Origin of the sequence: Thalassospira sp. GO-4 (assembly GCF_023588965.1) — a bacterium.
Lineage (GTDB): Bacteria > Pseudomonadota > Alphaproteobacteria > Rhodospirillales > Thalassospiraceae > Thalassospira > Thalassospira povalilytica.
On sequence record NZ_CP097807.1, the window covers coordinates 3,178,119 to 3,189,889 of the forward strand.

Annotated in this window: 12 protein-coding genes; 5 read left to right on the plus strand and 7 right to left on the minus strand. The window is 54.3% G+C overall.

Going from position 1 to position 11,771, the window contains the following annotated elements; genetic code table 11:
- Positions 1-35 precede the first annotated feature (35 nt).
- The 4 genes from M9H61_RS14725 to M9H61_RS14740 form a co-directional block, all read right to left on the minus strand.
- Positions 36-599 carry a polysaccharide biosynthesis/export family protein gene (locus M9H61_RS14725; RefSeq protein WP_250281280.1) on the minus strand — a complete coding sequence of 188 codons (564 nt, stop codon included), beginning with the start codon at positions 597-599 and terminating at the stop codon, positions 36-38.
- Positions 600-1,712, minus strand: coding sequence for an outer membrane beta-barrel protein (locus M9H61_RS14730; protein WP_250281282.1), 1,113 nt, complete (start codon positions 1,710-1,712; stop codon positions 600-602).
- Positions 1,713-1,894: 182 nt separating this feature from the next.
- On the minus strand, positions 1,895-2,617 hold the full coding sequence (locus M9H61_RS14735) for a sugar transferase (RefSeq protein ID WP_250281284.1): 723 nt from the start codon (positions 2,615-2,617) through the stop codon (positions 1,895-1,897).
- 132 nt (positions 2,618-2,749) lie between these two features.
- Entirely contained in the window at positions 2,750-3,718 is a 969-nt protein-coding gene (locus M9H61_RS14740; protein WP_101246592.1) for a response regulator, read from the minus strand.
- A gap of 153 nt (positions 3,719-3,871) precedes the next feature.
- On the opposite strand from M9H61_RS14740, the gene M9H61_RS14745 reads away from it, so the two are divergent.
- The 3 genes from M9H61_RS14745 to M9H61_RS14755 all read left to right on the plus strand — a co-directional run bounded on the left by M9H61_RS14745 (position 3,872) and on the right by M9H61_RS14755 (position 7,132).
- On the plus strand, positions 3,872-5,050 hold the full coding sequence (locus M9H61_RS14745; RefSeq protein ID WP_250281286.1) for an EAL domain-containing protein: 1,179 nt from the start codon (positions 3,872-3,874) through the stop codon (positions 5,048-5,050).
- A gap of 98 nt (positions 5,051-5,148) precedes the next feature.
- Positions 5,149-5,625: a molybdopterin-dependent oxidoreductase gene (locus M9H61_RS14750; RefSeq protein WP_250281288.1), complete on the plus strand. Its 477-nt coding sequence runs from the start codon at positions 5,149-5,151 to the stop codon at positions 5,623-5,625.
- A complete protein-coding gene (locus M9H61_RS14755) occupies positions 5,612-7,132 on the plus strand; it encodes a sensor histidine kinase (RefSeq protein ID WP_250281290.1) in 1,521 nt (506 codons plus the stop codon). The genes M9H61_RS14750 and M9H61_RS14755 overlap by 14 nt, the downstream gene beginning before the upstream one ends.
- Here the strand turns inward: M9H61_RS14755 and M9H61_RS14760 are convergent.
- From M9H61_RS14760 to M9H61_RS14770, 3 genes are all read right to left on the minus strand, one after another.
- The gene (locus tag M9H61_RS14760) at positions 7,129-8,385 is read right to left on the minus strand and encodes a response regulator (protein ID WP_250281293.1); all 1,257 of its coding nucleotides are present in this window, start codon (positions 8,383-8,385) and stop codon (positions 7,129-7,131) included. The genes M9H61_RS14755 and M9H61_RS14760 overlap by 4 nt on opposite strands.
- Positions 8,386-8,587: 202 nt before the next feature.
- Positions 8,588-9,058, minus strand: coding sequence for a DoxX family protein (locus M9H61_RS14765; protein ID WP_101246587.1), 471 nt, complete (start codon positions 9,056-9,058; stop codon positions 8,588-8,590).
- A 40-nt stretch (positions 9,059-9,098) separates the two neighbouring features.
- Positions 9,099-9,800, minus strand: a complete 702-nt coding sequence (locus tag M9H61_RS14770; RefSeq protein ID WP_101246586.1) for a pirin family protein — start codon at positions 9,798-9,800, stop codon at positions 9,099-9,101.
- A gap of 161 nt (positions 9,801-9,961) precedes the next feature.
- On the opposite strand from M9H61_RS14770, the gene M9H61_RS14775 reads away from it, so the two are divergent.
- Positions 9,962-10,864, plus strand: a complete 903-nt coding sequence (locus M9H61_RS14775; protein WP_228195141.1) for a LysR family transcriptional regulator — start codon at positions 9,962-9,964, stop codon at positions 10,862-10,864.
- A gap of 96 nt (positions 10,865-10,960) precedes the next feature.
- On the plus strand, positions 10,961-11,761 hold the full coding sequence (locus M9H61_RS14780; protein WP_101246584.1) for a sirohydrochlorin chelatase: 801 nt from the start codon (positions 10,961-10,963) through the stop codon (positions 11,759-11,761).
- Positions 11,762-11,771 lie beyond the last annotated feature (10 nt).

Consider the following 11,771-nt stretch of genomic DNA (forward strand, 5'->3'; position numbering starts at 1 on the left):
CAATCGCGGCAGCGGCATGGAATTCGGCGGGCGGATCAGAAATACCGTTCGGCGATCCGCACGATGTCCCCGGGCATGACAATGGTTGCCAGATTGGCCGGGATCGAAACCCGCGCTGTGTCATTACCGCGCAGGATTTCGATATCGTCCTCGTCCCCGCGATAGGTCATGCCCCCGCCAACCGCAATCGCATTTAAAACATTCATGCCCGGGACAAAGCTGTATGACCCGGGCTGATTGACTTCGCCAACGATGAAGAACGGGCGAAAGGCAACGACATCGACCGCAATATCGGGATGGCGCAAATAGCCGTCGAGATAGGCGTCATGAATGGCGGTGCGAGCCTGGCTGGTTGTCATGCCCCTTACAAAAACCGGCCCGATCAGTGCAAGGTTCAGTTTGCCCTGTGCATCGATGCTGAATTCACCCGACAGGTCCGGCTCACCAAATACCGTGACCCTGACCAGATCGCCGCTATCAAGCGAATAGATGGTTTGGGCAGTTCCGGAACGCGAAAGTGCGACGATCCCGAAAAACATGATCAGCACAATCGGAAGCAATCGGGTTCTGGCTGTGACGGATGTGACAATGCCGGTCATTTACATCTCCAGCTTCAGGCTGATCTGGCTTTTCAGGCGGGCGTAATCTTCGCCGTTGCTGGTTGATTGGCGAATTTCGTGGCCAACGGTGCTGTTGATCCTGGCAAAGCGATTCAGCTGATAATCAAGGTCAAGGCCGATCGAACGTACCCTGTCGGTGCGTGTGGTTTGTTGAAAGGCATCATTGCGATAACGGGCATTGGCGCCGATCTGCAACGTGCGCAGCAATTCATGGGTTACTCCGATGCCGGTTTCTAATGCCAGAATGCCGCTGGCACCTTGGACGGTGGTTTCGCGCACCGCCCGCGCAGCGTTAAATGAAAGGCTGGTCAGCCGGGTAACGGACCAGTCGATATCGGCCCGCAGCGTATAGTCGTTGATATTGCCAAATGCCGGATCGACGTAGCTTTGGCTCATCCAGCCGGCCGCAATATCCGCCCGGATCAGGTCGGTCACATCAAACCGCAGGCCACCATAAATCTGGTATCCGGCAGAATCGCGAACCCGCCCGCTATCATCGGGGGTTCTGTCATATTGCCGTTGATTAAGCGTGATTTCGCCATACGCTTCGCGTCCCGGATCAAATGGCATCACAGCGCGCAGGGTTTCACGGGTTTCAAGGCGGTCGCGATCGTCATTGCGGATCGCATTGCCATTGATGGCGGTACTGTCTTCGAAATCAAGACGACGCAAAGACAACCGCGATTCATATTGCAAGCTGCTGGTGGCATATCGCCCGCCAATATGGGCGCGGACATCGCGATAAATCACGGGTTCCCGTGCGCCAGTCGGGACATCATTGCTTCCGCGCGGATCATGCTGACGATGCCATTCGATTGCGCCATCAACCGATGACGGGCCAAGATCAATGCTTCCGGCGGCCTTGGCCTCGGCATCCTGATAATTGTCCTGATCGGATTTGGCAAAAAAGCCAAGCTCCCCGCCGATCGTCATATGCATACGAAAGAACGGCCAGTCGCCGCTCAGATGAAGGCGCGGGGCGATCGTGGTGATGACATCCGATTGCGCATTGTCATCAGATAAAAAGATGTTGTCGTCATGGGTTGCGCGGTTGGTGATTTCCGGGGCCAGAACAAACCGTCCAAGGCGCATATGGGGGGCATCTTGTGACCGGGTGTGTTTCGGACCGGATGACGCGGCAGGTTGGGCAACAGAACGCGTTGGGGCCCAAAGCCCGGTCAGGAATATCGCACAACACAACATGACGGGGACTTTGCCGTGACCGGTGACGGTCCTGGCGACTGTTTGGGTGATTGTGCAGAAATGCCTGATCATCAAACAAGCCGCTGGTCATGACGAAAAACGTGACCCTGTCCCGGCCTCTGCCCTTTATGGTCCGCTTGACGGGGTGGCAGTCGCGATGTCGATGATCTGCGCAACGGCAAAAGAACGGTTGCAAGCAGAATGAGCCCGTCACGCAGCGGATTTTGATCAGCGATATAATCCAGATCGCATCCCGTGCGCGCCCGAAGATGATGATGGCAATCAACCGGGCCCCGCCACCCACGAATTTGCGCCAATCCTGTGATGCCCGGACGCATGGCCAGGCGGGCGTCATAGCCGGGTAGGGATGCGGCAAACAGGGCATGATCGGCGACACTGTGCGGGCGCGGTCCCACCAGCGACATCTCGCCGCGTATCACATTGATCAATTGTGGCAATTCATCCAGCCCGCTTATGCGCAGCCACCCGGTGAATTGATCTGAAAGCCGGATAATCCGGCCTGATGACCGCCGACAGGTCCGGTCACGCAAGGTGCGGAATTTGAAAATGGTGAACACCGTTGCATGTCTGCCGACACGTTTCTGACGGAAAATCGGGTGGTGGAATCCAAGTCCGATCAGGACTATGGAAATCACAATCATCACTGGTGCCAAGACGATGATCGCCAGCAATGAAATCAACAGATCACAAAGGCGTTTGAGGCCGTAATGGCGATCGGCATTCACCCGGGAAAAGTCGGACAGGATTTCTGGTTTGTGATTTTCCCCGGTCAACCGCGATGCCCCCACATCTGGATGGTTATGTCAGCTCACATAACTCAGGGTAGATGTATTTTGCCGCTGATCAAGTAAATATATTATGGCCTTTGGTTGGTAGGGGGTTGTTTCTATTGGTTTTCCCGTCGCTTATCGCAAAGACGGTATTGATGAAAGGACCGTCTTCATCAATTGCGGCTGGCGGTTGACGCCGGTCTTGGAAAAAATGGTTTTCAAATAGGTTCTGGCCGAACTGTGCGAGATGCCGACAAGTTCCGCTGCCTGATCAAGGGCAAGACCTTCTGCCAGTTTCTGGGTCAGTTTTGCCTCGGACCGGGTCAGACCGAACAGATCCATCAGATCGTCAATCGCGGGTGGCTTTTGCTGTGCGGGATCAACAAGGATCACCATAAAGGTTGATTTGCCATCGGTCTTTTTGGGCACACGCCGGATCAGAACAGACAGTTTTTCGCCGTCACGTTCGATCGCATAGCTTTGATGTTTGCGCGGCGCCATCTTTGCTGGCGGGTTCAGGAAACTTTCCAACCCCTCCGGAACGGGTTCAATGATCAGGCGCCCCTGACTGCCCGAATGAACAAGTGATGATCCGCGCATCAATTCGGCTGCCTGGGCGTTCATATGCAAAATCGAAAGGTCGGCATCAACGGCAATCACGCCAAGCTCGAACAGATCAAGGAAATCGGTGGGAAGGGTATCTTCCGCCTGTCCCTGACGGGCTTCGATTTCTGTTTCCAGTCCTTCAAGAATGGTCTGAAGATTGGTCGGCTTGGGATAGAACCGAAATACCCCCAGCTCGTTAACGGCAAGCAAGGCCGACTGCAAATCGGCATATCCGGTCAGGATCACAATCAGCAGATCATGGCGAACGGTGCGCAATTCCGCAGCCAGTTCCAGCCCCGACATGCCCGGCATATGGATATCCAGAACAGCAGCCCCGATTGACGGGTCAGCGGCAATGGCATCGCGTGCCGTTATCGGATCATTGAAATAGACCGCCCCCCATTGGGGCCGCAAGCGCGCAAAGTTGCGCCGATGTGATGACAATAGATGTTCGTCATCATCGACAAAGGCAATCCGCACCGGCGTTTTTTCGGTCATCAAAAGTGCCCTCCACAAATGGGGATATTGGACAATGGCAGTCTGACACTATTCTGCAATCGTTCAAAGCCCCGCCTTTCGTCATATGCGCAAACTCGCCGGGCCAAATAACAAGAATTTCAGGACTTAGAGTAATTCCGGAGTTGCCCATTAATGGATGTGGTCAATACAAAACGCCCCGTCATTCTGATGGTAGATGATGATGAAAAACTGTTGGCAGCGGTGCGGCGTACCCTTGCGACCAGTTTTGAATTTGTCACATTTTCCGACGGGCAAATGGCACTTGACTGGTTGTCGCACAATCGCGAACGCACCGATCTTGTCATTGCCGATCTGATCATGCCGACTCTTGATGGTATCTCGTTCCTGAAACAGGCCGCCCGCATCGCGCCGATGGTCAGCCGCATGATGTTGTCTGGCAATATTTCGACCATTTCCCTGCGCGAAGCCATCAGTCAGGCCATGGTCACGCGTGTATTGGCCAAGCCGGTTTCGGTTTCTGTTTTGAAAGACGCCATTGACCGTGTCATCCAGACCAACAAACCGGCCGAAAAGCCGACATCACGCGTGACGCCGATGATGGTTAATTCGACGATTGATCAGGCCAGATTTTCCACGGTTCTTCAGCCACGATTTGCGGCAAGTGACCTGGGTCTGTGCGGTGTGGAGGTTCTGTGCCGCATGCCGTCGCTTGAAAAGGATTTCGGTGTTGATGAAATCTTTGAGGCATGCCGCGATCATCCGGTAATCAACCGGCTGACCAGCCAGCTGATGGCGGTGATGATTGATCAGGCACCGCGATATCGTGCCTTGCTGGGCGATTCCAGCAACCTTGCGGTCAATATTTCTGCCTATTCGCTCAAAACGCCGGAATTCCTCGATCTTTTGATCCGCTTCTATGAAAAGATGCGCATGCGCGGTGTCGTCGTGACATATGAAATTCCCGAACGTCAGCTGGTTCCGGATGATCAGGAATTGCTGGGCAGTGTTTCACGCCTTCGTGAACGCGGCATTGCGGTACTGATTGATGATTTCGGGTCGGGCAACAATTCGCTTGAACTGTTGCGCCACGAAGTCTTTGCCGGGATCAAGCTGGACCGTGAGCTTGTCCGCGGGATCATGACCGATTTCCTTGATGATGCCTTTGTCGAATGGATCGCGCAGGTCTGCTGGAAAATGGGGCTGTCGATTTCGGCCAAGGGCATCGAAAGCGGTGCGGTTGTCGAAAAACTGCAAGTCTATGGCATCACCGAATTGCAGGGATTCTATCTTGGCAGCCCGGAGCCGCTTGATGTCTGGGAAGAAAAGACAGCAACAGCCATGAGCGCGTAAAAGTGCTTGTGTCTTTGACTAAATTCACCTGTTAGTTATTGTTAAATCAACATGCTGTGACCACTCTTTAAGGCATGGTAGGGAGCATGGATATGAATATGAAAAGCTTTGCAAAGGTGTTGGCCCTTGTGGTCGCCATGGTGGGCTTCGTTTCTGCGGGGGCATCGGCCGGCGGGTCATTGAAGCTGACAAAACCCGATGGCGAGGTGGTAACGGTTTCCATGGAAAAGCTCATGGAAATGCCTGCGGTCGAGTTTTACACATCGACCCCCTGGACAAACGGGGTGCAGAAATTTCAGGGCGTTTCCTTTGACCTGCTGCTTGAGACCTATGGCCTTGACGCCGATATGGTGCGTGTCGCGGCCCTGAATGATTACAGCGTCATTGTCCCGACCAACGTATTGCGAAATGACGGTGCCATTCTGGCCTATCACCTTAATGACGCGGAAATGTCGGTGCGTGAAAAAGGCCCGTTCTGGGTTGTCTTCCCCTATGACAGGGACGTGCGTTTCCAGACAGATACCTATTGGGCATATTCGGTCTGGCAGGTAAAATCTGTTGATGCAAAGAATTAAGGCGTTTTTTTTCAACCGTTCAGGCCGTGCCATGTTCTTTGGACTGGTGCTGTTTGTCGGTTTGTATGCGGTTCTGTCCGGGGCGATCATTCGCCAGCTTGAAGACGAGCGGTTTACCTATCGGGAAAATTTCGTCTGGGCGGTGTTTCAGATCCAGCGCCAGCTTTTCATCATTCAACGCGACATAGAAGCCGCCTTTGGCCGTGCCGGTCTTGATGACCAGGCGGTCGAAGACATCATGCTTGAATATGAAATCATGGTCAGCCGCGTATTTCTGTTGCGCGATGGCGAAGGTTTCCGCGTGCTGTTTTCCGTGCCCGAAGTGGCGGCATCCATAGACGCTCTGCAAAACCGGATCGATGAAGTCGATATCGCGCTGGAAAATGCCCCGGATCCAAGGTCAAAATTACAGGAACTCTATCGGTTGCTTGAACCGATGGGCGAACCGTTGCAACAGGCGGTGGTGCGGACCACGAATTTTGTGTCGGTCTATAACGCCCAGAATATTCAGACCGTGAAGCGCAATATTGAATTTCTGACCTATTTGTTCTTTGTCGGTGTTGTTGCAATGGCGGTGCTGGGGGCATTCATGATCCGTCAGCGCCAGCGTGTTTTTGCCGCGGATATTGCCGCCCAGAAAGCCCGACAGGAACAGGAAGTCATCGAAGAGGCCGCCGATTACGCCAAGCTGCATGCTTTGGGGACGCTGGCAGGCGGGGTTGCGCATGAAATCAACACCCCGGCGCAATATATCCAGAACAATCTTGAATTTCTTTCTGACAGCTTTTCGGGTCTGGTCGATGCAGTGCGCCGCCAACAGGCCGACCCGACGGCAAAGATCGACTTTGACCAAAGCAAAATCGATTTCCTGGTGCAGGAAGTGCCGCTTGCGATCGATGAAAGTATCCAGGGACTTGAACGGATTGCCGAAATTGTCCGGGGGATTCGCAAATTTGCCCATCCGGCCAATGATGCAATCGAACTGATTTCAATTCCCGAAGAAATCGAAACGGCGGTTACCCTTACCCGCAACCAGGTCAAACATGTTGCCGATCTTGATGTTCATATCCAGTCGGATGTCACCGAGGTCAATGGACGACGCAACCATCTGTCACAGGCGCTGATCAACCTGATCGTCAATGCATCGCAGGCCATCAAGGAAACCGGCCAGCGGCGCGGCCGCATCGATCTGACGGTGACATCGGACGACGACAATGTGTTTATCCGTCTGCGCGACAACGGGTCGGGTGTGCCGGAAGACCTGCGCGATCGCATCTTTGATTATTTCTTTACCACCAAGGAACGCGGTGTCGGCACCGGTCAGGGGCTTCCGATTTGTCGCAAGCTTATCCAGGATGATTTCGGTGGTGATCTGACCCTGTCAGAGGACTATGTCGACGGGGCCGAATTCGTTATCCGTCTGCCCAAAATCAATCCGTCCTATAACGCACATTCGCAAAATGATGCCATGCAGGGGCCAAGCGATCTTGGTGCGCTGCTGCGTTAGCCTGCCGAATGGAACATCTGGCCGGGATATGGTTTTTCGATACCGTGCGGCAGGTGGTTTTCGATGCAGCTGCGTTCCCAGACCGGCCAGATGTCATCGGCACCGCATCGTGAAATGAACCCGCTGGCAAGGTCATATTTGGCGGCGCGTTTCATACCGTCCTTGCCAACGATGCGGGCAAAATATTGCGCAGCATAGACAATCAGCAGAGTCCTGGAATTCGGGGTCGGTGCAACTTCGGGCCTGTGATGGAACGCGATCTGTTCAACAACTTCGTGCGGGAATCCCCAATAGGCACAAATTGATGCCGATACCGCCGGATGGGCAAATCCCATTTCGGCAACTTCGGCGGAAATAATATCGCATTCATCGCGATCGGCCCGATCACGGCTGGCCTTGTAGCCATCGGGCATCACCCGTTTGATGATGATTTCCCCGATATGACACAAAAGGGCCGCCGCACGGACCTGATCAACCGTTTCAAAGGGCAGGTTTTGCAACCGGGCAATATTGGCGGCCATCTGTCCAAGAACCAGTGGTCGGTGCAGTTCGATGGCTGGCACGTTCGGGTCAAATTTGGCGGGCTGACCCAGTTCTGACCATAGAATGCACAATGCCTTGATCGTCTCGATGCCAAGCAGTTTCACAAGACCGATCAGGCCGGTCTGGCTATCGGCGGCGACAAGCTTTTCCCGTCGCGCCAGATCCCGTGCCAGAAATGTCAGTGCGGGATGATCGGCGGCAAATTCATTAAGCTCATCGCGGCTTTTGGGGCCGGTGAGCTGCAATATCGTGTGCAGGCGTTCAAAGGTTGCCGGCCATGCCAGTTCCCTGGGAATCCGTGCCAGAAGATCAACCAGCATCGGATCATGCAAATAACGCCGCATGACCAGACCGCGCTCAACCGCGTGAATGATGTCGGTATCCTTGCAGGGCTTGGTCAAAAAGTGCTGGGTTGCGGTGGTGCCGTTTTGAATGGGGATTTCGTCGGCATAGCCGGAAAGCAATATGCGGGATGTCTGGGGATAACGATTGGCAACAATCCGCAGGAATTCGGCCCCGTCCATTTCGGGCATCCGCATGTCGGAAATAACCACATCTGCCTGTTCTTCTGCAAGGCCGATCAGCGCACTTTCAGCACTTTCAAAAAACCGCAGCGACCAGTTCGGGCGTTGGCTCATCATACGGCGACGCAATCCGCGCAACACGTTGGGATCGTCATCAACAAATATGATCGAAATATCTTCGTACATGGTTCGGTCAGACAGATCTGGCTTGGGTTATCATAAAGAACCAACAAACCGCATCTTCGGGATGCAGCCTGTCGGGCCATTCAGTGCAACCTTACTTTGGCTGTTTTATCTGATCTCCAATATCCTCATATGAGGAGCCATAAAAAAACGGGCTGCTGTTGTATCAGCAACCCGTTTGATCGGTGCGCTTAAGGGCGTCGGATCAGAATTCGTAGCCGATCTTGCGATCGACCGAGAATTTACCACCACCCTGGATCAGAACCGTCAGGGCAAGCAGACCCCACATCAACGGCATTTCAAAGCCGCCATTGTTCCAGAAATAGCCAGCCGGGATATGGGTTGAAACGGCAACAGCCATGAAAACCAGAACAGCGGCGGCAACCGGACGGGTCAAAAGACCGACTGTCAGCATCAAACCGCCAACAAATTCAAGAAGGCCGATCAGAAGGGCAAAGACAAAGCCCGGGGCAAAGCCGATGCTTTCAAGCCAGCCGGCCGTTCCTTCAAGGCCATAACCGCCAAAGGCACCAAACAGTTTCTGTGCACCATGCGGAACCATCAAAAGGCCGGTGGTAACACGAATGATCACCGGGGCAAGCGGTTGCAGGGCGGACGTAACATTGCCAATGGCAGGGATGATCGAACGGGGTTTGTCACTGGTAAGCGAGGTCATGATTTTTCTCCTCGGGATGGGGGAGTGCGGTTTTCGCAGCTCAGGCCACCATGTCAAAAACAAGGGCTTCGGCATTGTCGGCATCAGAGAAGACAAGTTCGTCTTCATCCCGGATTGCCGCACCGTCACCGGCAGTAAGGGTTTCGCCATTCACTTTGACCGACCCGCGGGCCACCTGGATCCAGGCAATGCGGCCTTTTTCGATGCTGTGCTGTGCAGTTTCGCCATCGTTAAGGTGCGCAACATACAGATCGACATTCTGGTGAATGGTGATCGAATTCTCGCGGCCATCGCGGCTGCCGATCAGGGTAAGTCCCGATCCCGTATCGCGGCGTGCGATTTCCTTTTCTTCGTAACCCGGTTCCAGTCCGGCGGCTTCCGGAATGATCCAGATTTGCAGGAAGTGAACCGGATCGGATTTCGAATGGTTGTATTCCGAATGACGGATGCCGGTGCCAGCCGTCATGCGTTGCAGGCGGCCCGGACGGATCACAGATCCGTTTCCGATGCTGTCCTTGTGTTCAAGGGCGCCATCAAGAACATAGGAAATGATTTCCATATCCTTGTGGCCATGGGTGTCAAAACCGGCACCGGGAATGACACGGTCTTCGTTAATGACGCGAAGCGGTCCCCAGCCCATCCGGTTGGGATCGTAATAATGACCGAACGAAAAAGTGTGGTTGGAATCAAGCCAGCCAAACTGTGCGCGGCCACGGGTGTCTGCATCTACTTTGATCAGCATTTGTCTGTACCTCCATGAGGATGTCTTCTGTTGGAGACAGAATACGCTTTTCATGAAATGAGACAATTATCGCAATAATGCCCACAGTGTTGCGTTTAATGCGACAATAAGCCTATCATCGCGTCATATGACGCATCCCAGGGATATTGCCCGTGGATAAAATGGCCAGTTTGCAAAGTTTCATCCGTGTGGTCGAAGAAGGCAGCTTTGCCGCCGCGGCCCGGGCCATCGGGCAGTCGCGATCGCAGGTCAACCGTGCGGTGGTCGCGCTTGAAGATGATCTGGGTGTGCAATTGCTGAACCGCACAACACGCACTGTTTCGGTAACGCCAAGCGGGCAGGCGTTTTATCAGCGGGCCAAGGCCATTCTGACGGATCTGACGGATGCCGAAGACTCCATTCGCGAGAATCCGGAAAAGCCGGCTGGTGACATTCGCATCAATGCACCAATGTCATTTGGCACCCTGCATCTTGGCCCGGCACTTGTCGATTTTGCCCGCATGTATCCCGATATCAGGATCGAATTGGCCTTGAATGATCATTTCATCGATCCGGTTGCCGATGGTTTTGACATGACGGTGCGCATCAGCCGCCCGACCGAAACCCTGGCGCTGATTGATCATGAAATTATTCCGATCCGGCGCGTGATTTGCGCGGCACCCGATTTCTTGCAGAAACATGGTGAACCAACAGATATCCGGGATCTGGCGACTTTGCCCTGTCTGCATTATGGCAATCTTCCGTCGGGTTCGACCTGGAAGCTGACCGGCCCGAACGGGCCGGTTTCGGTTCAGGTCAATGGCGTGTTTTGCTGTAACAATGCCGAAGTTCTGCGTGATGCGGCGGTGGCCGGTCTGGGCTTGGCAGAAATGCCGACTTTCATTGCCGGGCCGGAATTGCAAACCGGTCGTCTGGTGACGGTGTTATGTGATTATACCCCGCCCGAGATTTTTCTTTATTTGCTCTATCCGCCCAGTCGGCAGCTTTCATCGCGTATCCGGCTTCTGGTTGATTTCATGCATGACCGGTTTGGCGGCCAGCCGCGCTGGGATCTGGTGCAATAAAACCCAAATCAGAACCGGATTGTTGCGATCCAAAACCTTGCATCCTGCGTACTGGTTACTAGGTCTTTGCATGAACGCATAACGGGACTGGTCGCAATGTCTGATTTCGAAATGCCAACATTGATGATGGTGTCGCATGGTAATAGCGGCAATGGCGGGGACCCGGCAGGGGATCTTGCCCGGTCCGTTGCGGCTGACTGGAACGGGCCGGTGTCGCATGGCTATATGCGAAGCAACCCGTCACTGCCCGATCAGCTCGCTTCCCTCAAACGGTCGGGACATGCCGAACGTCTGATCATTTTCCCGCTGTTTTTCAGTGAAGGGTATCTCGTATTCGAAGAACTGCCGCGCGATCTTGAACGTGCCGGATTGGGTGATGCAGTTGTTCTGCCCCCGGCCCTTAATCTTCCGGGCTTTGATGACCTTGTCGCCAGCAAAATCCGGGCAGCCGCCGCCAATCGGCGGTGGCGACTGGATGAAATGTCGGTATTTCTGGTGCCGCATGGCTTGAAAACCCTGACCGCACCTTTGCCGGAAACGGTCCGTTTTGCCCGCCAGGTTCAGGGGCTTTGCGCCGGGCCTGAAATCTGCATTGGCAATATCGAAGGCAAACCATCGCTTGCCGATTGGCGCGACCTTTCCACGCACAAGAAAACCCTGATCATTCCGATGCTGGCCGGTGGTGGCACGCATGCGCGTGAAGACCTGCCCGAATTGATCAATGCCCGCGACGGTGAAGAGATCGAAATTCTGGATCCAATCGGACAATGGCCGGAACTTCCCGGTCTGGTACTTGATGAGGCCGGGCGTCATGTTGCCCGTCTTGCCGGGATGGCGGTGCCGCTGGGGCCGACAGGCGGTGATATCTGGGCCGAACGGATGGCAAGATCCGCCTGACCGCAACGGT